Below are 18,743 nucleotides of genomic sequence, written 5' to 3'. Positions count from 1 at the left end.
CTGGCAGAACAGCAGGTCTTGTCCGGTTGCTATTGGCAAGACAGTTGTGATAGCGACTTTCAGGTCGCACCTGTATGTTTGTACAGTATATGGCAACGCATCCGCGACGCACAGCAACCGATGCGAAACCGGCCATTCGGCAGAGGAGTGAACGGAAAATCGATTCGGAACCCGCCGCGTACCGCGCGCAATGCGCTCTCGGCCGCGCCGGCCCGACCGCCGCAGGTTCGTCGCCGGCAGCCGCCCGAGACCGCTCGCGCCGGCCGGCCGCGGCGTCCGCCCGAGCAAAGCGGCGACAGTGACCGCAGTGGCCGCGGCGCGCACGAAGCCGCCACCGCCGCGCGTGCCGGAACGAAGCCGCCGCGCGTGAAGCCCGAACGAACGGCTCGCCCTCGTCGCAAGCCGCGGGCCGCGCGCCACGAACCACAACCCACGAACCACGAGCCGCAAACCGCAAGCCACACCCATTCGTCGACCGCCCGGAACGCCGTGCGCGACGGCCGCCACGCCGCGCAACCATCGATCGCGCAACCGTCGCGCAACCCGCACAACCCGCACGACAACCACGACACAGCCGCTCCGCTGCCCGCCGCCGGAACCGCGGCCGAAGCGTCGGCCCCGCCCCACCGCCGCCGGCAGCCCGTCAGCCGAGCAGCAACGCGTCGTCGTCGAGCTTCTCGTGCCGCGTCTTCTCGAACAGTTGCAGCAGGTCCGGCACGTCGAGCCCGCGGCGCTCATCGCCGGACACGTCGAGCACCACCTGCCCCTGATGCAGCATCACCGTGCGCTCGCCGTAATCGAGCGCCTGCCGCATGCTGTGCGTGACCATCATCGTCGTCAGCTTGCTCTCGGCGACGATCCGCGCGGTCAGCTCGAGCACGAACGCGGCCGTCTTCGGATCGAGCGCGGCCGTGTGCTCGTCGAGCAGCAGAATCCGCGACGGCCGCAGCGACGCCATCAAGAGGCTCACCGCCTGCCGCTGCCCGCCCGACAGCAGGCCGATGCGATCGGTGAGCCGGTTCTCGAGCCCGAGATTCAGTAGCCGCAGCTTGTCGCGAAACAGCTCGCGCGACGCGCGGTTCAGCGCCGATCGAAAACCGCGCCGCGCGCCGCGCGCCATCGCGAGCGACATGTTCTCCTCGATCGTCAGCGCCTCGCAGGTGCCCGCCATCGGGTCCTGGAACACGCGCGCGACGAGCGGCGCGCGAGCCCACGCGGGCTTGCGCGTGACGTCGACGCCGTCGATCGCGATGCGCCCCGAATCGACCGGCTGATCGCCGCTCACCGCGTTCAGGAACGTCGATTTCCCGGCGCCGTTCGAGCCGATCACGGCGACGAACTGGCCGTTCGGGATCTCGAGCGACAGCCCGCGCAGCGCGCGCGTCTCGATCGGCGTGCCGGGATTGAACGTGAGCTTCAGGTCTTGTGCGGACAGCATTTACGCGCCTCCCGTCTTGCGTGCGAACAGCTTCTTGCGCGTCGCGGGCAGCACGAGCGCGGCCGTCACGAGCACGGCCGTCACGAGGTTCAGATCCTGCGCCTTCAGGCCGATGAACTCGCTGTTCAGCGCGAGCGCGATGAAGAAGCGATAGAGGATCGCGCCGAGCACGACGGCGAGCGTCGTGAGGAAGAGCCGCCGCGCGGGCAGCAGCGTCTCGCCGATGATCACGGCGGCGAGACCGATCACGATCGTGCCGATCCCCATCGAGATGTCCGAGCCGCCCTGCGTCTGCGCGAAAAGCGCGCCCGCGAGCGCGACGAGCGCGTTCGACAGCGCCATGCCGGCGAGCGTCGCGCGGCCGGTGGCGACGCCCTGCGCGCGCGCCATCCGCGGATTCGCGCCCGTCGCGCGCATCGCGAGGCCGAGTTGCGACGAGAAGAACCAGTCGAGCCCGAGCTTCGCGATCACGACGACGACGGCGAGCAGCGCCGGGCGCAGCACGTAATCGGGCATCCAGTCGGGCTGCAGCACCGTGAAGAGCGTGGGCTCGGTGATGAGCGGCACGTTCGGCCGGCCCATGATCCGCAGGTTCACCGAATAGAGCGCGATCATCATCAGGATGCTCGCGAGCAGATCCATGATCTTCAGCCGCACGTTGAGCCAGCCGGTGACGAAGCCCGCGCACGCGCCCGCGGCGATCGCGGCGAGCGTCGACGCGAAAGGATCGTGGCCCGCGGCGATCAGCGTCGCGGCGACGGCGCCGCCGAGCGGAAAGCTGCCGTCGACGGTCAGATCGGGAAAGTTGAGGATGCGAAACGAGATCAGCACCCCGAGGGCGACGAGGCTGAAGATGAGGCCGATCTCCAGTGCGCCGAGAAGAGAGAAAAGGGACATGGTTGGGGAAATCCTGTTGCAGCGTGCTGCGCGTGGCGGAACGGGGCGCGGCGAACGGCGTCGCGCGGCAAGCGCGGCGGCCGCGCCCGGACCGGCTCGGACTGGCCCGGACTGGCCCGGACCGCCCGCCGCGCGCGTTGCGCGCTTCGTCGCGGCCCGCCGACGCGCGTCGCAGCCCGTCGGGACCGCCCGCGCGCGCCGACCGAGCCGCGTCGTCCGTCTTCCGACGGCTCGCGCGCCCGCGTTACTTGATGACCGTCTGCGCCTCTTTGACGAGATCGGGCGCGAGCGTCACGCCCTGCTTCGCGGCCGCATCGGTGTTCACGAACAGCTCGAGGTTGCTGCTCGTCTCCGATGCGATCGCGCCCGGCTTCTCGCCCTTCAGGATGCGCGCGACGACCTTGCCCGTCTGCCGGCCGAGGTCGCCGTAGTTGATGCCGAGCGCCGCGATGCCGCCGCGCTTCACGCTGTCGGTGTCGCCCGCGACGAGCGGAATCTTCGCCTCGTTCGCGACCTTCACGAGCGATTCGTACGCGGACACGACGTTGTTGTCGGTGTTCGTGTAGATCACGTCGACCTTGCCGATCAGGCTCTTCGCGGCCGGGCCGATGTCGACGGTGCGCGGCGCGGCCGCTTCCTTGAGCGTCATCCCCTGCTTCGCGAGGATCTCCTTGAGCGCCGTCACGACGACGACCGAGTTCGCCTCGCCCGGGTTGTAGACCATGCCGACCGTCTTCGCCTTCGGCACGACGCGCTTGATGAGCGCGACCTGCCGGTCGAGCGGCAGCTTGTCGGACACGCCCGTCACGTTGGTGCCCGTCGGCCCCCAGCCCTTGACGAGCTGCGCGGCGACGGGATCGGTCACGCCCGAATAGACGACGGGCACGCTCTTCGTCGACGCGACGACGGCCTGCGCGGCGGGCGTCGCGATCGCGACGATCACGTCGGGCTTGTCGCCGATGAACTTGCGCGCGATCTGCGCGGCGGTGCCCGTGTTGCCCTGCGCGCTCTGGTATTCCCACTTGAGCTTGTCGTCGCCGTAGCCCTCGGCCTTCAGCTCGGCGCGCACGCCGTCGCGGATCGCGTCGAGCGCCGGATGATCGACGATCGACAGCACCTTGACGGTCTGCGCGTGCGCGGCGCCCGCGCCGAGCATCGCGAACGCCGCGACGCCCGCCGCGATCGAATGAGCGGCAACGATCTTGAATCGTTTCATGAGTCTGTCTCCCCCGGTTCTGAATGGTAGGCGGGCCGCGCTCCCCGGAACGTGCGCGGCCCGCGCCGCCGCGCCGAAAAACGGGCGCGGCGACAAGCGTCCGAGGATACCATTTCCGCAGACTATTCAATATTTCGGGACAGTACCGACGAGCCCGAGCCGGCGGCCCGCGCACCGCTTCGCCCAAAGAGCCTTCGCCAAAGCAAAAGGCCCGCGCGATGCGCGGGCCTTCCGGCGATTCGAGGCTATCGGGCGGCGCTCAGAACGACGCGACCATCGAGCCCTTGAACTGCTTCGCGATGAACTCCTTCACTTCCGGCGACTGATACGCCTTCACGAGCTTCTTCACCCACGGCTGATCCTTGTCCTTCGCGCGCACGGCGATCAGGTTCGCGTACGGGCTCGTCAGCGATTCAAGCGCGATCGCGTCCTTGGTCGGCTGCAGGTTCCCCGCGAGCGCGTAGTTCGTGTTGATCACCGCCGCATCGACGTCGGACAGCACGCGCGGCAGTTGCGCGGCGTCGAGCTCGGTCAGCTTCAGCTTCTTCGGGTTCTCGGCGACGTCGAGCACGGTCGCGTTGTTGCCGCCCGTGCCCGCGCCCGCCTTCAGCTTGATCACGCCTTGCGTCTGCAACAGCAGCAGCGCGCGGTTCTCGTTCGACGGATCGTTCGGCAGCGCGACCTTCGCGCCCGCCGGCAGATCCTTCAGCGATTTGAACTTCTTCGAATAGACGCCGATCGGCGAGATGTACGTGAGGCCCGCGCTCACGATCTTGTAGCCGCGCTGCTTCACCTGACTGTCGAGGTACGGCTGGTGCTGGAAGCTGTTCGCGTCGAGATCGCCCGCGTCGAGCGCCGCGTTCGGCTGCACGTAGTCGTTGAACTCGATCACCTTCACGTCGAGGCCCTGCTTCTCCTTCGCGACCTTCTGGACGACCTGCCAGACCTGCGCGTCGGGGCCCGCGACCGTGCCGACCTTGACCACCTTGCTCTGCGCCTGCGCGCCGACGGAAACGGAAAGGGCGGCCGCGACGGCGGAAACAACTTTCAGGAGAGTGCGACGCTTCATCTATGTCTCGCTTGCTTGCAGAACCATCCAGGCTCGATAGAGGGGGCGCGACGGCCTGACCGGCCGGGCCGCGCTGACGAAAGCGCAGATGGTGTCACAAGATCGCAAGGCTGTGAAATACATCCCGCTCATATAGGTATGGGATTGCGTCATGCGAGCGCCGGCTCGACGCGGCCGGCCGATGGGGCCGCGCTCGGGCCGCCGCCCGCCGCCGCGCCCGCACCGGCAGCCGCGCCGTCGCCGACCTGGAACGCGCTCACCGATTCGCGCAGCCGCGCCGCCTGCTCCTGCAGCGACGACGCGGCGGCCGCCGCCTCCTCGACGAGCGCCGCGTTCTGCTGCGTCATTTCGTCCATCTGCGTGACCGCTCGGCCGACTTGCGAGATCCCGCTCGACTGCTCCTCGGACGCGGCCGCGATCTCGCCCATGATGTCGGTCACGCGCCGCACCGCCTGCAGGATCTCGGTCATCGTCTCGCCCGCCTGGCCGACGAGCGCCGAGCCGTTGTGCACGCGCTCGACCGACGCGTCGATCAGCTGCTTGATCTCCTTGGCGGCCGTCGCGCTCCGCTGCGCGAGCGAGCGCACCTCGCCCGCGACCACCGCGAAGCCGCGCCCCTGCTCGCCCGCGCGCGCCGCCTCGACGGCCGCGTTCAGCGCGAGGATGTTGGTCTGGAACGCGATGCCGTCGATCACCCCGATGATGTCGGCGATCTTCTGCGAGCTGTCGTTGATCTCGCCCATCGTGCCGATCACGCGGCTCACGACGTCGTTGCCCTTCAGCGCGATCTCGGACGCGCTGTTCGCGAGCCCGCTCGCCTGCCGCGCGTTCTCGGCGTTCTGCTTGACGGTGGCGGTCAGCTCTTCCATGCTCGCCGCGGTTTCTTCGAGCGATGCGGCCTGCTGCTCGGTGCGCTGCGACAGATCGTGGTTGCCCGCGGCGATCTCGTGGCTCGCCGCCGCGATCGACTCCGCCGCCTGGCGAATTCCGCCGATCGTCGCTTGCAGACGGCCCTGCATGTCGCGCATCGCGGCCATCATGCTCGACTTGTCGCCCGCGCGCACCGCGACGGGCCGGCTCAGATCGCCCGACGCGATCCGCGCGGCGAGCGCGGCCGCCTCGTCCGGCTCGCCGCCCAGGCTCGCGCGCACGTTGCGGATGATGACGAGCATCGCCGCGGTGATCACGAGGCCGATCACGAACACCACCGCGAGGTGGCCGACGAGCGTCTCGTAGTAGACGGTGTCGATGTCCTTCACGAACACGCCGCTCGAGATGTTCCAGTCCCACGGCGCGAAGCGCGTCACGTAGCTGATCTTCGGCACCGCCGTCTCGCTGTGCGGCAGCCGGCCGCGATACTCGGCGAAGCCGCGCCCGCTCTCCTTCGCCGCGTTCAGGATCGTGACGAAGAGCGGCTTGCCGTCCGGGTCCAGATAATCGCCGACCTGCGTGCCGACGAGCTTCGGCAGCGTCGGATGCATCAGCACGACCGGCTTCGAATCCATCACGAACAGATAGCCGGAATCGCCGTAGCGCATCGCCGACAAGCGCTCGAGCGCTTCGCGCCGCGCGTCGTCGTCGCTCATCTTGCCGCTCTGCGCGAGCGCGTGATACGCCTTCACGACGCCCGCCGCCGAATCGACGAGGTTCGCCATCCCTTCCTTGCGCTCGGCGAGCATCGTCGCGCGCGTCTCGAAGGCGCTCCACGCGCCTACCCCCAGCAATCCGATCCATACGAGCGCAAGCGCCAGCCACAGTTTGCGGTTCAAGCTCATTCTGTTCATCGTGTGTGCCTTCCCGTGTCGTGTTCGTTGCGCACCGTCCGCGCCGCGGCCCCGGCCGCGAACGATCGCTGCCGCTATTTACGGCACGCCGGCTTACAACTTGAATGGAAGCGCGACGGCGAAGGCTGTGCTACAAGGTCGGCTCGGCCGCGGCACCGCGTCGCGGCCGCTTTTCGACGAGGTCTGCATGTACGTGATCGACATCCGCTACACCGCGCCGCTCGAGCGCATCGACGACGCGCTCGAACGCCACCGCGCCTATCTGCAGCGCCAATTCGACGCCGGCGTGTTCGTCGCGTGCGGGCCGAAGGTGCCGCGCGACGGCGGCGTGATCCTCGCGGTGCGGATCGACCGCGACAAGCTCGACGCGATCCTCGAAACCGATCCGTTCGTCACGGAGGGGCTCGTCACGTACGCCGTCACCGAATTCAGGACGACGCGCGTCGCGCCGGGCGTCAATCTGCCGGCGCTGCCGTAAGCGCTCGCGGAATCGGCCAGCGCGGGGAAGATGCGCGACGCGGGCCGAATCGCCGGAAAGCGGAACCGGCTGCCCGGCGCGAACACCCCCGTGCGCGCGACGCTCGCCGCGGCGCTCGCAGCCGCCGCGGCGAGCACGCGGCCCTCGCGATGAAGAACACCCCGAAGGCCGGACGGAACGTCCGGCGCTTCGGGGTGCGTGTCGTATCGGCGGACAGCCGCTCGTTCCGGCGTCAGTCGAGCAGCAGCTTCAGATCGTGGACCCACGGCCCGGGCCCCTGGCCGTCGCGCACGAACAGCCGCAGCTTGCCGTTCGGATCGAACACGTAGCTCGCGGCGGTGTGGTCCATCGTATAGCTGTCGGGCGTCTTGCCCGGCACCTTCGCGTAGTACACGCGGAAGTCCTTCGTCACCTTCTTCAGTTGCGCTTCGTCGGCGGGCCGCAGGCCGATGAACGTCGGGTTGAACGCCGGCACGTACTGGCCGAGAAGCGCCGCGGTGTCGCGCTCCGGATCGACGGTGACGAACAGCACCTGCACGCGCTTGCCGTCGGGGCCAAGCTGCTGCAGCGCCTGCGACAGCTCCGCCATCGTCGTCGGGCACACGTCCGGGCAATGCGTGTAGCCGAAGAACACGACAACCGCCTTGCCCTTGAATTCGCCGAGCGTGCGAACCTTGCCCGCCGTGTCCGGCAGCGCGAAGTCGCTGCCGAATTGCGTGTTGCCGGTGATGTCGAGATTCTGGAATGCGGGCTGCTTGTCGCAGCCCGCGATCAGCAGCGCGCCCGCGAGCGCGCAGGCGAACAACCAGCCGCGCTGCGCGCGGCGGCGTGCGAACAGGGATTTGAGCATTGCAATCGAACCGTTGGAGTTACATCCCGATCACGGGACGTGCGTAATGGTCGACGAGGAGCGCCGCGAACAGCAACGACAGATAGACGATCGAATAGCGGAACGCGCGGCGCGCGAGCGCATCCGAATAGTCGCGATAGATCTTCCACGCATACGCGAGGAAGATCGCGCCGAGCAGCACGGCGCTCGTCAGATAGACGGCCCCGCTCATCCCGGAGATGAACGGCATCATCGTGACGGCGAACAGGATCACCGTGTACAGCAGGATGTGCAGCCGCGTGAACTTCTCGCCGTGCGTGACGGGCAGCATCGGCAGGCCCGCGTTCTCGTAGTCCTTGCGGCGGTACAGCGCGAGCACCCAGAAGTGCGGCGGCGTCCACACGAAGATGATGAGGACGAGAATCCACGCGTCGCCCGGCACCGCGCCCGTGACGGCCGCCCAGCCGAGCGCGGGCGGCATCGCGCCCGACGCGCCGCCGATCACGATGTTCTGCGGCGTCATCGGCTTGAGCAGCAGCGTGTAGATCACCGCGTAGCCGACGAACGTCGCGATCGTGAGCCACATCGTCAGCGGATTCGTGAACGTGTAGAGCGTCCATGCGCCGAGGCCGCCCAGCACGGTGGAGAACGCGAGGATCTGCGCGGTCGTGATCTCGCCGCGCGCGGACGGCCGCCACGCGGTGCGCCGCATCATCGCGTCGATCTTCTGCTCGACGAGGCAATTGATCGCGAACGCCGCGCCCGCGAGCAGCCAGATGCCGACCGTGCCGCCGAGCAGCACTTTCCACGGCACCATCCCCGGCGTCGCGAGGAACATCCCGATCACCGCGCAGAACACGGCGAGCTGCGTGACGCGAGGCTTCGTCAGCGCCAGATACTGGGAGAGGCGGCTACCGGGCGTTTGGGAAAGTGTGGTGTCCATGTAAGGTCAACGTCACGCGGGCGCGGCGTCGCGCGCGGGTTGCGCGACGCGGCCGGGACGGCTTGAAAGGATGCGAAAGTTTAGCATGACGACGAGGAGAAGCAGGATCGCGGCCCCCCCGTTGTGCGCGACCGCGACGGGCAAAGGCCACTGCAGCACGATATTCGTCAAACCCGTGACGAACTGCAGCACCACGACGGCGAGCACGCCGTTCGCCGGCCGCCGCAGCGACGCGAAGCGGCGCATCTTCAGCGCGAACGCGATCAGGTACGCGACGACGACGAACGCGAACGTCCGGTGCGTCCAGTGGATCGCGACGAGCGCGTCCTGCGTGATCGCGTCGCCGTCGTTCGTCATGCCGAGCGCGCGCCACAGATGGAAGCCGTTGCGGAAATCCATCGGCGGAATCCACGCGCCGTTGCAGGTCGGGAAATCGGTGCACGCGAGCACCGCGTAGTTCGTGCTGACCCAGCCGCCGAGCGCGATCTGCGCGACGAGCAGCACGAGCGCGGCGAGCGCCGCCGCGCGATGGCGCCCGGCCTCGGGCTCGTGCGCGGGCAGCGGCGTCTGGCGCGCGGCGAGCCAGCCGAGCGTGCCGAGCAGCGCCAGGCCGAGCAGCAGGTGGATCGTCACGATCACGGGCTGCAGCTTCATCGTCACGGTCCATGCGCCGAACGCGCCCTGCACGAGAATCAGCAGCAACAGGCTCGTCGGCCACCACGGCGACACGTGAAGCGGCTTGCGGCGCAGCCGCGCGGCCCAGGCGATCACCGTCTGCGCGATGATCAGCACGCCGATCGCCATCGCGAAATAACGATGGATCATCTCGATCCACGCCTTCGTCATGCTGACGGGCCCCGTCGGCATCGCCTGATGCGCGGCCGTGATCGCCGCGTGCGCGATGAACGGCGACGACGTGCCGTAGCACCCCGGCCAGTCCGGGCAGCCGAGGCCGGAATCGGTCAGGCGCGTGAAGCCGCCGAACATCACGAGATCGAGCGTGAGGAACGTCGTCAACCAGACGAGCTTGCGGAATTTGTCGTCGTCGGCCTTCACCCACACGTACGACAGCGGCAGCAGCGCGATGCAGAGGCCGATCAGGCCGAGTTGCAATAGATACATCTGGATCTCTCTCTTACCCTCTATCGCCGGTCGCGGCCGGCGCTCAACCGATGCTCGACCACTTGAGGAGTTTCGTCACGTCGCTCTTGATCTTGCTCGGGTCCGGATTCTTCGGGAAACGCATCATCAGGTTGCCGTTCGGATCGACGAGATAGAGGTGATCGGCAACCTGCGTGCCCGCGTCGGCGGGCAGCCATGCGGCGACCGCGGCCGGATCGGCGCGCAGCGTGCGCGTGTCCGGATACGCGTCGGCGATCGCCGCCGGCACGTTCGCCGCGTCGCTCTTGAGCCACACCATCGTGATCCGGTGCCGCTCGCCCGCCTGCGTCGCGCGCACCTGGCGCATGAAGTAGAGCTTTTTCGCGCACGCGTCGCCGCACGCGCCGCCGTCTTCCATCACGAACAGCCACACGCCGCGCAGCGACGCGAGCGGCACCGTCTTGCCCGTCTCGTCGACGACGCTCAGATCGGGCGGAATCGGCCGCTGCGGCTCGATCAGCGTGCCGTAGTTGGTTGCGCCGCCGCGCGGCTTGATCACGTAATACGTGAAATACGACGCGATCACGGGCGCGGCGCACACGAGCGCGAGCGCGAGCAGCACCCAGCGGCCGCGCTTCCAAGAACCGCGCTGCGCGGGTGCCGCTTGCTGGCCGCGTTGCGGCTGCGTCGGACGGGAAGATTGCATCACCAGAAAGACCTCTTGAAACGATGGACGTCGCGCGGCGCCGCGCGACTCGCCTGCGCCGCGCTCACGCGTCGCCGGATTGCTTTTTCGCCGCGCGGCGCGCGGCATACAGGCCGAAGCCGGCGGCGGCCGCCGCCATGCCCCACCACTGGAACATGTAGCCGTAGTTGCGCTCGACGCCCGTCGTCGGCGCGGGCCAGTCGCGCACGAGCTTGTCGCCGTCGTCGCTCGTCTGCTGAATCACGAACGGCTGCAGCGGCAGGCCCGTTTCGTGCGCGTACGCGGCGGCGTCGAGATTCTGCCGGATCTTTTGACGCTCGGCCGAGCCGCCCTCGCCGAGCTCGAACGCACGCGACGCGTCGCCGCGCGCGATGCCCTCGACCGTCACGTCGCCCGCGGGCGTCGCGAACGGCTCGATCGCGGTGCGGTCCGCGAAATTGCGCGGCAGCCAGCCGCGATTCACGAGCACGTAGCCGCCGTTCGCGAGCTTCATCGGCATCACGACGTAGAAGCCCGGCTGATCGTTGTACGGCCGGTTGTCGAGAAACACCGCGAGTTCCGGCATGAAGCGCCCGACCGCGCGCACGCGATGAAACTCGATGTCCTTCAGCGCGACGCTCTCGCGCGGCACGTCGACGGGATTCGCGTGCTCGTAGCGCGCGATCCGCGCCTCGAGCGCCTCCTTCTGATGCGCGCGATCGAGCTGCCAGAAACCGAGCCGCACCGTCACCGCGATCACCGCGAGAATCAGCAGCGCGGGCAGCCAGCGAATCTTCATCGCGCCGCCCCCCGGGCGCGACGGCCGCCCGACCGAAATGCGATAATGAATTTTTCTTCCTCTAACTGCCGGTTACCGGTTTGCTTCATGCACATTCTCGTTCCGATCGCCTTCGTACTCATCATCGCCAGCATGGTGTCGGCGCTGTATTTCATGATGCACGACCGCGGCCATACGAAGCGGATGGTCTGGTCGCTCGCGATGCGGGTCGGGCTGTCGATCTCGCTGTTCCTCTTCATCCTGTTCGCGAACTGGATGGGCTGGATTCATTCGACCGGCATTCCGATCGGCCGCTGATGCGGCATAACGCCGCACGCATGCCGCCCATTCAAGCAAAAGCGCCGCCCGACGAAGTCGGGGCGGCGCACTGGTCGGCCCGCGGCGCTTCGGCGCGCATCGCAACGCCGACGAACCAAGCAAACGGCCCGCGCATCACTGCGCGGGCCGTTTCGTTTTACAGCCAGTAGACGACGACGTACAGGCCGAGCCAGACGACGTCGACGAAGTGCCAGTACCACGCGGCGCCTTCGAAGGCGAAATGGTGATCCGGCTTGAAGTGGCCGCGGATCATCCGCACCAGCACCACCGCGAGCATCGTGCCGCCGAGAAACACGTGGAAGCCGTGGAAGCCCGTCAGCAGGAAGAACGTCGAGCCGTACACGCCGGAGCCGAGCGTCAGGTTCAGCTCGTTGTACGCGTGGAAGTATTCGAAGCCCTGCAGGAACAGGAAGCACACGCCGAGCACGAGCGTCGCGGCGAGCCATGCGATCGCCTTGCCGCGGTGATCTTCGCGCAGCGCGTGGTGCGACACGGTCAGCGTCGCGCCCGACGACAGCAGCAGCGCGGTGTTGAGGGTCGGGATCGGCCACGGGCCCATCGTCTTGAAGTGGCCGACGAGCGCGCCCGGGCCTTCGTTCGGCCACACGGCGGAGAAATCCGGCCAGATCAGCTTGTAGTCGAGGCTGCCGAGCTGATGCATCGCGATTTCGCGCGCATAGAACAGCGCGCCGAAGAACGCGCCGAAGAACATCACTTCGGAGAAGATGAACCAGCTCATGCTCCAGCGGTACGACTTGTCGACGCGCTTGCCGTACATTCCGCCTTCCGACTCGGCGATCGCGTCGCCGAACCAGTGATACAGCACGAACAGCAGCCACAGCAGGCCGACGAGCGCCGTGTAGGGCGCCCACGGCTCGCCGTTGACCCACAGCGCGAACGAGCCGAGCATGATCAGCAGGCCGATGGCCGCGCTGATCGGGTGCTGCGACGGGTGCGGCACGAAATAGTACGGGCTCTCGTTTTGACCGGTCATGCTTGATTCTCCGCTTCAGTCCAATTTGTTCCGGAACGATCCGGCTTATTTCTCAGGCGGCGCACGCGGCGCCGCCTCGCTTTCTGCTCGCGAATGCGCACGGCGGCGCGCCCGCTTCGATCCGCACTTGCTACCCGACCACCGCGTGCACGATCAGGATCAGCACGCCGACGAAGACCGCCGCCCCGATCAGCGCGGCGATCAGCACGTGCAGCGGGTTCAGCTGCGTCGCGTCCGCCTCGAGATCGCGCCGCCTGCGCACGCCGAAGAACGACCACATCACCGCCTTGATCGTCTGGACGAACGTGCTCTTGTTGTTCGCTCCGCTCACCAACGTCGCCTCCCCAATGTCACGCGGCAGGCTTCGCCGCGGCGCCGCCCGCCTGCCCCGCCGCGCCCTTCACGGCGGGCGCGGGCGTGTTCAGCTCGAAGAACGTGTACGACAGCGTGATCGTCTTCACGTCCTTCGGCAGCTTCGGATCGATCACGAACACCACCGGCATGTCGCGCGTCTCGTTCGCCGCGAGCGTCTGTTGCGTGAAGCAGAAGCACTCGATCTTCTTGAAGAACTCGGTGGCCTGCTTCGGCGCATAGCTCGGGATCGCCTGCGCGACCACCGTGCGGCCCTGCCCGTTCGTCACTTCGTAGACGACCGTCGTCAACTCGCCCGGATGCACGTCGATGCTGCTGCGCTGCGGCTTGAAGCCGAGCGGGCCGCGCGCGTTCGCGTCGAGCTCGATCGACACCGTCCGGGTGTAATCGATCTGCGTATTCTTCGCCTCTCGCTCGCTGACGTCGCGCTGCAGCAGGTTGTTGATGCCGGTGATCTGGCAAATCGCGCGGTACATCGGCACGAGCGCGAAGCCAAAGCCGAACATCAGCCCCGCCACGACGACGAGCTTCAGGAGCATCGACCGGTTGAACGCGCGATCGACGTTCGCGTCGGACTTCGACATCAGGACTTCCTCAATACTGCGTCACGACGTGGACGCGATCCACTGCCGGACGACGGCACCCACAAAGAAAACGGCGACGACGATGAGCAGGATCAAGAGCAGCCGCTTGTTGCCCGCGCGAATCTCGTCGGGCGTTCGTCTTTTTTGTGAATTCCGGGTCATGCGAAATATTCTTCGATCGTGTTTTCCGCCGCCCGCGTCGCGCGACGCGGGCGGCGAACGCCGTCAATCCGTTACTCGACCGTCGGCGGATGCTCGAACGTGTGGAACGGAGCCGGGCTCGGCACCGTCCATTCGAGGCCCGTCGCGCCGTCCCACGGCTTGTCGGAAGCGCGCTCGAGCTCGCCGCCGCCGCGATACGCGGGCAGCACGACCGCGAACAGGAAGTACACCTGCGCGAGGCCGAAGCCGAACGCGCCGATCGTCGCAAGCTGGTTGAAATCGGTGAACTGCGCCGGGTAGTCCGCATAGCGACGCGGCATGCCCGCGAGGCCGACGAAATGCATCGGGAAGAACGTGATGTTGAAGGTGATCATCGACGCCCAGAAGTGGATCTTCCCGCGCGTCTCGTTGTACATCCAGCCCGTCCACTTCGGCGCCCAGTAGTACCACCCGGCGAAGAGCGCGAACAGCGAGCCCGCGACGAGCACGTAGTGGAAGTGCGCGACGACGAAGTACGTGCCGTGGTACTGGATGTCGAGCGGCGCCATCGCGAGCATCAGGCCCGTGAAGCCGCCCATCGTGAACACGAACAGGAAGCCGATCGCGAACAGCATCGGCGTCTCGAACGTCAGCGAGCCGCGCCACATCGTGGCCGTCCAGTTGAACACCTTCACGCCCGTCGGCACCGCGATCAGCATCGTCGCGTACATGAAGAACAGTTGGCCCGTGACCGGCATGCCGGTCGCGAACATATGGTGCGCCCAGACCATGAACGACAGGATCGCGATCGACGCCGTCGCGTACACCATCGAGCTATAGCCGAACAGCGGCTTGCGCGAGAACGCCGGGATCACCTGCGACACGATCCCGAACGCCGGCAGAATCATGATGTACACCTCGGGGTGCCCGAAGAACCAGAAGATGTGCTGGTACATCACCGGATCGCCGCCGCCCGCCGCGTTGAAGAACGACGTGCCGAAGTGGCGGTCGAACAGCACCATCGTGATCGCGCCGGCCAGAACCGGCATCACCGCGATCAGCAGGTAGGCCGTGATCAGCCACGTCCACGCGAACATCGGCATCTTCATCAGCGTCATGCCCGGCGCGCGCATGTTCAGGATCGTCACGACGATGTTGATCCCGCCCATGATCGACGACGCGCCCATGATGTGCACCGCGAAGATCGCGAAGTCCATGCCCGGGCCCATCTGCGTCGACAGCGGCGCGTAGAGCGTCCAGCCGGCCGCCGTCGCGCCGCCCGGCGAGAAGAACGAGCCGACGAGCAGCACCGCCGCGACGGGCAGCAGCCAGAAGCTGAAGTTGTTCATCCGCGCGAACGCCATGTCCGACGCGCCGATCTGCAGCGGAATCATCCAGTTCGCGAAGCCGACGAAGGCCGGCATGATCGCGCCGAACACCATGATGAGGCCGTGCATCGTCGTCAGCTGGTTGAAGAACTCGGGCCGCATGATCTGCAGGCCCGGTTCGAACAGCTCGGCGCGAATCGCGAGCGCCATTACGCCGCCCGACAGGAACATGATGAACGAGAACAGCAGGTACAGCGTACCGATATCCTTGTGGTTGGTGGCGAACAGCCAGCGCCGCCAGCCGTGCGGGGTTTCGTGCGCGTGGTCGTCGTGCGCGTGGCCCGCGGCTACGTCGTGCCCGATGCTAGACATGAGAATCTCCTAATGCGAATACGTCGACAAACACAGCGACACGTCAAGCCGCCGGGCCGATCTCGACCCGCCGGGCTTCCTTCGCGTCAGCCCCGCCCGCGATCGTTTCCGGCTTTTTCAGAATGATGTGGTCCTCCGCGACGCCGGCCGACTTCAGCGCATCGCGCACGGCCTGCGCGCGGCGCTTGGCCAGCTCGGTGTTCGCGTCGGCCGAGCCCGTCTTGTCGGTGAAGCCCGACAGCGCGAGCTTCGCGTCCGGATGCGCCTTCACATATTCGGCCGCCGCGGCGATCGCGTCCTTCGCGTCGGCCGGCAGCTCGCTCTTGCCCGTCTCGAAATAGATCGCGGCCGGCAGCGCCTGGGCCTGCGTCTGCGCAGCCGCGCCCGATGCTTCCGCCGCCGGCGCAGCCGCGCCGCCGTCCGCCTGCTGCGCGTCTTCCGGCAGCTTGCCGTTGCGCGCGTCGGCCACTTGCTTCGGCTGCAGCGAATCGCCCTTGTGGTTGCCCCACGAATTGCGCTCGTACGTGATCACCGCCGCGATGTCGAGATCCGACAGCGACGCCCACGACGGCATCGCGCCCTTGCCCTTGAGCACCTGCTCGAGGTGGCCGGCGATCGGGCCATTGACGATCTTGCCGCCGTCGAGCGCCGGAAATGCGCCGACGCCCTTGCCGTTCGGCTGGTGACACGCCGCGCAATTCGCCTTGTAGATTTCTTCGCCGTGCGCCATCAGCTCGGCGCGCGTATACACCTTGTTCGGATCGACCGCGCCGGCGGCGAGCTTCGCCTTCTGCGCGCTCACCCACTTCGCGTAGTCGTCGTCCGACAGCACTTCGACGACGACCGGCATGTACGCGTGCTCCTTGCCGCAGAGCTCCGTGCAGAAGCCGCGGTAGGTGCCGACCTTCTCGGCCTTGAACCAGGTGTCGCGCACGAAGCCCGGAATCGCGTCCTGCTTGACGCCGAACGCCGGGACGTACCACGAGTGGACGACGTCGTTCGCGGTCGTGATGACGCGGATCTTCTTGTTGACCGGCACGACGAGCGGATTGTCGACTTCCTGCAGATAGGTGTCGCTGATCGGCTGCTGGCCGTTCACTTCGCTGCGCGGCGTCGACAGCGTGGACAGGAAGCTGATGCCCTCGCCCGGCCCTTTCACGTAGTCGTAGCCCCACTTCCACTGGTAGCCGGTCACCTTGACCGTGAGGTCGGCGTTCGTCGTGTCCTTCATCGCGACGACGGCCTTCGTGGCGGGCAGCGCCATCAGCACGACGATGATGAACGGCACGATCGTCCAGATGATTTCGACGGTGGTGCTTTCGTGGAAATTGGCGGCCTTGTGGCCTTTCGACTTACGGTGCGCGAAGATCGAATAGAACATCACGCCGAACACGCCGACGAAGATCACCGTGCAGAGGATGAGCATCATCGTGTGGAGGTCGTAGAGCTCTTCTGCGATCTTCGTCACGGGCTGCTGGAGATTGATCTCGTTGACGCGGGGGCCGCCCGGGCTGTCGCCGACCGCCAGAGCGGCGCCGGACAAGAGCAACCCGCTGCATGCCAGCACGCCCGTGAGGGCTCGCTTGATTGTTTTCATAGCTTCCTTACCCAAAATTTCCATTCAAACCCTCCCCCGTCGCAGGCCGCCCGCCTCGAGCCGGCCGCCCCGCTCAGCCGCAGCGCGAAAGCGAAGCGCGCAGCTCGCGCGCGAACTGCGCGCGCCGGTATTGCGCGAGGTGCTGCCCGACCACGACGGCCTCTCCGCGCGACACCAACTTGATTGGATCGCGCGGCGACGCACCCGGCTCGACCCGCACCCAGCGCGGGTTCAACTCGATCTGCGTCAGCCGCTCCGCGCTCATCCGCTCGATGACGAGCCGGTGAGGAAACAGCCGGATGCGCTCGTAATCGACCGCATGGCGCGCGTAGATTGCAAACGCGACGCCCACCGCCAGCAACTCGATCCCGGTGAAAGGCAGCACGAGCCACGCTCCGCGCCACGACAACAGGATCGCGATCAACAGCGAAAACGCCGCGAGCGAAACGTAGAACCCCACGAATTGCCGCGGAGACACCGAACAGTTGCGCTTCATCAGCCAGTCCGCGAGAACCGGTTCAGCGTCGTGCAAACCCTTCGCTGCTTCCATCGCTGCCTCTCGCGAATGGCGTCTGATGCTTGCCCGCATCGGGCCGGCCGTCCTGTATTGTGAGGACCCCCAGGACGACAAACTGTCGCATTATAGGCGGGTTCAAAGTCATCCACAAGCAAACGGCCATCGCCCGGCGAGCCAAGCGCGACAAGCTTCCCGGCCATTTTAGGAGGCTTTTTCCAGCCGCCCGCGACCGTTAATTTCCGGCATAACGAAACCGCTCTTCACCGCGTCACGAACGCTTCGGCCGCCCTCTGCCGATGTCCTGCACGCGCACGATGCTGAAGCCTTCCGCGCTCGCGCGCGGCGCCGCCTTCCATGCGTGCCCGTAAATCACCTCGAACGTCAACGGAATCGTGCCGTCGTCGCGCCGGCGCGCCTCGAGCGCGTCGTACAGCGCCGCGCGCAGGCGGCGCGACGCGCCCCCCGACGCACCCCGCTCGAACGGATACGCGCCGAGGCGGCGCACGTCCGCGAGCAGCGAATCGGGCGACTTGTAGGTGACGGTCAGCGTCTCCTGGTCCATCACCGGAATCTCGAAGCCGCTCTCGACGAGCATGTCGCCGAGATCGTGCATGTCGACGAAATCGATCACGCGCGCGACGGCGCGCGCTTCGCCCGCCGCGGCCGCCGCCTCCGCGCACGCGGCGCGCAGCTCGCGCAGCGTATCGGGGCCGAGCGTGCTGAACATCAGCAGCCCGTCGACGCGCAGCACGCGATGCCATTCGGGAAACACGAGATCGGGGCGCGCGTGCCAATGCAGCGCGAAGTTGGACCAGAGGAAATCGAACGCGTCGCTCGCGAACGGCAACGCGGAAAAATCGGCTTGCGCGACGCGCGGCCCGCGATGGCCGAGCGCCTTCGTGAGCGTCGCGGGCAGGAAGCGGCGCCAGCTCGTCTCGGCCGTGTCGCGCGCGGCCGCGCGAGCGAGCATTCCGCCCGATACGTCGACGCCGAACACGGGCGCCTCCGGAAAGCGCGCGCGCAACAACGGCAAATCGTCGCCCGTGCCGCAGCCCGCATCGAGCACGCCAGCCGGATTCACCTTGATGAAATCGAGGCGCTCGCGCATCCGCTGCGCGATTTCGCGCGGCAGGAACGACACGGCGTCGAACGCGGCGGCTCGGCGGTCGAAGATTCGCCGCAAGCGCCGGGGATCGTAGGCCGGACGGCTGGTTTTTGCGGAAGCTGGGGACATGTCGGGCACACTGGCGAAGAGCCCGAAGTATACTCGCTCGCTTCGCG

21 protein-coding genes are annotated in these 18,743 nt (G+C 67.3%); 2 read left to right on the top strand and 19 right to left on the bottom strand.

The features are described 5' to 3' along the window. Nucleotides 1–643 precede the first annotated feature (643 nt). The 6 genes from WS91_RS09795 to WS91_RS09775 form a co-directional block, all read right to left on the bottom strand. Nucleotides 644–1,438 carry an ABC transporter ATP-binding protein gene (locus WS91_RS09795; protein ID WP_059584383.1) on the bottom strand — a complete coding sequence of 265 codons (795 nt, stop codon included), beginning with the start codon at nucleotides 1,436–1,438 and terminating at the stop codon, nucleotides 644–646. Further along, nucleotides 1,439–2,335: an ABC transporter permease gene (locus tag WS91_RS09790; RefSeq protein WP_059670189.1), complete on the bottom strand. Its 897-nt coding sequence runs from the start codon at nucleotides 2,333–2,335 to the stop codon at nucleotides 1,439–1,441. A 244-nt stretch (nucleotides 2,336–2,579) separates the two neighbouring features. Next, complete coding sequence (locus WS91_RS09785; RefSeq protein WP_059584377.1) at nucleotides 2,580–3,551, bottom strand: ABC transporter substrate-binding protein; 972 nt, start codon at nucleotides 3,549–3,551, stop codon at nucleotides 2,580–2,582. Nucleotides 3,552–3,810: 259 nt separating this feature from the next. After that, nucleotides 3,811–4,620 (bottom strand): MetQ/NlpA family ABC transporter substrate-binding protein, encoded by an 810-nt coding sequence (locus WS91_RS09780; protein ID WP_059670188.1) that lies wholly within the window; start codon nucleotides 4,618–4,620, stop codon nucleotides 3,811–3,813. Beyond that, the gene (locus tag WS91_RS32715; protein ID WP_081989920.1) at nucleotides 4,621–4,773 is read right to left on the bottom strand and encodes a permease; all 153 of its coding nucleotides are present in this window, start codon (nucleotides 4,771–4,773) and stop codon (nucleotides 4,621–4,623) included. It lies immediately after the preceding gene. Beyond that, nucleotides 4,770–6,404 carry a methyl-accepting chemotaxis protein gene (locus WS91_RS09775; protein WP_059584375.1) on the bottom strand — a complete coding sequence of 545 codons (1,635 nt, stop codon included), beginning with the start codon at nucleotides 6,402–6,404 and terminating at the stop codon, nucleotides 4,770–4,772. Before WS91_RS09775 ends, WS91_RS32715 begins: the two co-directional genes overlap by 4 nt. A 187-nt stretch (nucleotides 6,405–6,591) precedes the next feature. Between WS91_RS09775 and WS91_RS09770 the strand changes: the two genes are divergently transcribed. Further along, nucleotides 6,592–6,882 (top strand): YciI family protein, encoded by a 291-nt coding sequence (locus WS91_RS09770; RefSeq protein ID WP_038750623.1) that lies wholly within the window; start codon nucleotides 6,592–6,594, stop codon nucleotides 6,880–6,882. A 232-nt stretch (nucleotides 6,883–7,114) separates the two neighbouring features. Here the strand turns inward: WS91_RS09770 and WS91_RS09765 are convergent, their stop codons facing one another. The 5 genes from WS91_RS09765 to WS91_RS09745 all read right to left on the bottom strand — a co-directional run bounded on the left by WS91_RS09765 (nucleotide 7,115) and on the right by WS91_RS09745 (nucleotide 11,239). Then, nucleotides 7,115–7,732 carry an SCO family protein gene (locus tag WS91_RS09765; protein ID WP_059670187.1) on the bottom strand — a complete coding sequence of 206 codons (618 nt, stop codon included), beginning with the start codon at nucleotides 7,730–7,732 and terminating at the stop codon, nucleotides 7,115–7,117. Nucleotides 7,733–7,751: 19 nt separating this feature from the next. Continuing rightward, nucleotides 7,752–8,654 (bottom strand): heme o synthase, encoded by a 903-nt coding sequence (cyoE, locus tag WS91_RS09760; RefSeq protein WP_038750518.1) that lies wholly within the window; start codon nucleotides 8,652–8,654, stop codon nucleotides 7,752–7,754. Nucleotides 8,655–8,666: 12 nt separating this feature from the next. Beyond that, nucleotides 8,667–9,776 (bottom strand): COX15/CtaA family protein, encoded by a 1,110-nt coding sequence (locus WS91_RS09755; protein WP_038750521.1) that lies wholly within the window; start codon nucleotides 9,774–9,776, stop codon nucleotides 8,667–8,669. Between the two features lie 43 nt (nucleotides 9,777–9,819). Beyond that, on the bottom strand, nucleotides 9,820–10,461 hold the full coding sequence (locus WS91_RS09750; RefSeq protein ID WP_038750625.1) for an SCO family protein: 642 nt from the start codon (nucleotides 10,459–10,461) through the stop codon (nucleotides 9,820–9,822). 64 nt (nucleotides 10,462–10,525) lie between these two features. Further along, nucleotides 10,526–11,239 carry an SURF1 family protein gene (locus tag WS91_RS09745; RefSeq protein WP_038750524.1) on the bottom strand — a complete coding sequence of 238 codons (714 nt, stop codon included), beginning with the start codon at nucleotides 11,237–11,239 and terminating at the stop codon, nucleotides 10,526–10,528. Between the two features lie 87 nt (nucleotides 11,240–11,326). Between WS91_RS09745 and WS91_RS09740 the strand changes: the two genes are divergently transcribed. Beyond that, entirely contained in the window at nucleotides 11,327–11,536 is a 210-nt protein-coding gene (locus tag WS91_RS09740) for a twin transmembrane helix small protein (protein ID WP_004200193.1), read from the top strand. Nucleotides 11,537–11,693: 157 nt separating this feature from the next. Here WS91_RS09740 and WS91_RS09735 read toward each other — a convergent pair whose 3' ends face one another. From WS91_RS09735 to WS91_RS09705, 8 genes are all read right to left on the bottom strand, one after another. Continuing rightward, nucleotides 11,694–12,551, bottom strand: coding sequence for a cytochrome c oxidase subunit 3 (locus WS91_RS09735; protein WP_006024431.1), 858 nt, complete (start codon nucleotides 12,549–12,551; stop codon nucleotides 11,694–11,696). A gap of 130 nt (nucleotides 12,552–12,681) precedes the next feature. Continuing rightward, a complete protein-coding gene (locus WS91_RS09730; protein WP_059644178.1) occupies nucleotides 12,682–12,885 on the bottom strand; it encodes a DUF2970 domain-containing protein in 204 nt (67 codons plus the stop codon). Nucleotides 12,886–12,901: 16 nt separating this feature from the next. Beyond that, nucleotides 12,902–13,507 carry a cytochrome c oxidase assembly protein gene (locus WS91_RS09725; RefSeq protein WP_038750530.1) on the bottom strand — a complete coding sequence of 202 codons (606 nt, stop codon included), beginning with the start codon at nucleotides 13,505–13,507 and terminating at the stop codon, nucleotides 12,902–12,904. A 21-nt stretch (nucleotides 13,508–13,528) separates the two neighbouring features. Beyond that, a complete protein-coding gene (locus tag WS91_RS32710) occupies nucleotides 13,529–13,669 on the bottom strand; it encodes a cytochrome oxidase small assembly protein (RefSeq protein ID WP_004550920.1) in 141 nt (46 codons plus the stop codon). A 71-nt stretch (nucleotides 13,670–13,740) separates the two neighbouring features. After that, complete coding sequence (gene ctaD, locus WS91_RS09720; protein WP_038750533.1) at nucleotides 13,741–15,348, bottom strand: cytochrome c oxidase subunit I; 1,608 nt, start codon at nucleotides 15,346–15,348, stop codon at nucleotides 13,741–13,743. 43 nt (nucleotides 15,349–15,391) lie between these two features. Continuing rightward, nucleotides 15,392–16,969 (bottom strand): cytochrome c oxidase subunit II, encoded by a 1,578-nt coding sequence (gene coxB / locus WS91_RS09715; protein WP_059670186.1) that lies wholly within the window; start codon nucleotides 16,967–16,969, stop codon nucleotides 15,392–15,394. Nucleotides 16,970–17,018: 49 nt separating this feature from the next. Next, nucleotides 17,019–17,495 (bottom strand): DUF2244 domain-containing protein, encoded by a 477-nt coding sequence (locus WS91_RS09710; RefSeq protein WP_059584367.1) that lies wholly within the window; start codon nucleotides 17,493–17,495, stop codon nucleotides 17,019–17,021. A 235-nt stretch (nucleotides 17,496–17,730) separates the two neighbouring features. Continuing rightward, nucleotides 17,731–18,696, bottom strand: a complete 966-nt coding sequence (locus WS91_RS09705) for a methyltransferase domain-containing protein (RefSeq protein ID WP_038750541.1) — start codon at nucleotides 18,694–18,696, stop codon at nucleotides 17,731–17,733. Nucleotides 18,697–18,743 lie beyond the last annotated feature (47 nt).

The sequence above is a fragment of the Burkholderia sp. MSMB1498 genome (assembly GCF_001526245.1).
In the GTDB taxonomy this organism is placed as follows: domain Bacteria; phylum Pseudomonadota; class Gammaproteobacteria; order Burkholderiales; family Burkholderiaceae; genus Burkholderia; species Burkholderia savannae.
This window is presented reverse-complemented; position numbering and strand designations above follow the sequence as displayed.

Excerpts from the sequence above, each read along its gene's own strand:
- WS91_RS09705 (WP_038750541.1), bottom strand. The coding sequence starts at position 18,696 with ATGTCCCCAGCTTCCGCAAAAACCAGCCGTCCGGCCTACGATCCCCGG.
- WS91_RS09765 (WP_059670187.1), bottom strand. The coding sequence starts at position 7,732 with ATGCTCAAATCCCTGTTCGCACGCCGCCGCGCGCAGCGCGGCTGGTTG.
- WS91_RS09790 (WP_059670189.1), bottom strand. The coding sequence starts at position 2,335 with ATGTCCCTTTTCTCTCTTCTCGGCGCACTGGAGATCGGCCTCATCTTC.
- WS91_RS09745 (WP_038750524.1), bottom strand. The coding sequence starts at position 11,239 with ATGAAGATTCGCTGGCTGCCCGCGCTGCTGATTCTCGCGGTGATCGCG.
- WS91_RS09780 (WP_059670188.1), bottom strand. The coding sequence starts at position 4,620 with ATGAAGCGTCGCACTCTCCTGAAAGTTGTTTCCGCCGTCGCGGCCGCC.
- WS91_RS09750 (WP_038750625.1), bottom strand. The coding sequence starts at position 10,461 with ATGCAATCTTCCCGTCCGACGCAGCCGCAACGCGGCCAGCAAGCGGCA.
- cyoE (WP_038750518.1), bottom strand. The coding sequence starts at position 8,654 with ATGGACACCACACTTTCCCAAACGCCCGGTAGCCGCCTCTCCCAGTAT.
- WS91_RS09775 (WP_059584375.1), bottom strand. The coding sequence starts at position 6,404 with ATGAACAGAATGAGCTTGAACCGCAAACTGTGGCTGGCGCTTGCGCTC.
- WS91_RS32710 (WP_004550920.1), bottom strand. The coding sequence starts at position 13,669 with ATGACCCGGAATTCACAAAAAAGACGAACGCCCGACGAGATTCGCGCG.
- ctaD (WP_038750533.1), bottom strand. The coding sequence starts at position 15,348 with ATGTCTAGCATCGGGCACGACGTAGCCGCGGGCCACGCGCACGACGAC.
- WS91_RS09735 (WP_006024431.1), bottom strand. The coding sequence starts at position 12,551 with ATGACCGGTCAAAACGAGAGCCCGTACTATTTCGTGCCGCACCCGTCG.
- WS91_RS09740 (WP_004200193.1), top strand. The coding sequence starts at position 11,327 with ATGCACATTCTCGTTCCGATCGCCTTCGTACTCATCATCGCCAGCATG.
- WS91_RS32715 (WP_081989920.1), bottom strand. The coding sequence starts at position 4,773 with ATGACGCAATCCCATACCTATATGAGCGGGATGTATTTCACAGCCTTG.
- coxB (WP_059670186.1), bottom strand. The coding sequence starts at position 16,969 with ATGGAAATTTTGGGTAAGGAAGCTATGAAAACAATCAAGCGAGCCCTC.
- WS91_RS09755 (WP_038750521.1), bottom strand. The coding sequence starts at position 9,776 with ATGTATCTATTGCAACTCGGCCTGATCGGCCTCTGCATCGCGCTGCTG.
- WS91_RS09710 (WP_059584367.1), bottom strand. The coding sequence starts at position 17,495 with ATGGAAGCAGCGAAGGGTTTGCACGACGCTGAACCGGTTCTCGCGGAC.
- WS91_RS09795 (WP_059584383.1), bottom strand. The coding sequence starts at position 1,438 with ATGCTGTCCGCACAAGACCTGAAGCTCACGTTCAATCCCGGCACGCCG.
- WS91_RS09725 (WP_038750530.1), bottom strand. The coding sequence starts at position 13,507 with ATGTCGAAGTCCGACGCGAACGTCGATCGCGCGTTCAACCGGTCGATG.
- WS91_RS09770 (WP_038750623.1), top strand. The coding sequence starts at position 6,592 with ATGTACGTGATCGACATCCGCTACACCGCGCCGCTCGAGCGCATCGAC.
- WS91_RS09785 (WP_059584377.1), bottom strand. The coding sequence starts at position 3,551 with ATGAAACGATTCAAGATCGTTGCCGCTCATTCGATCGCGGCGGGCGTC.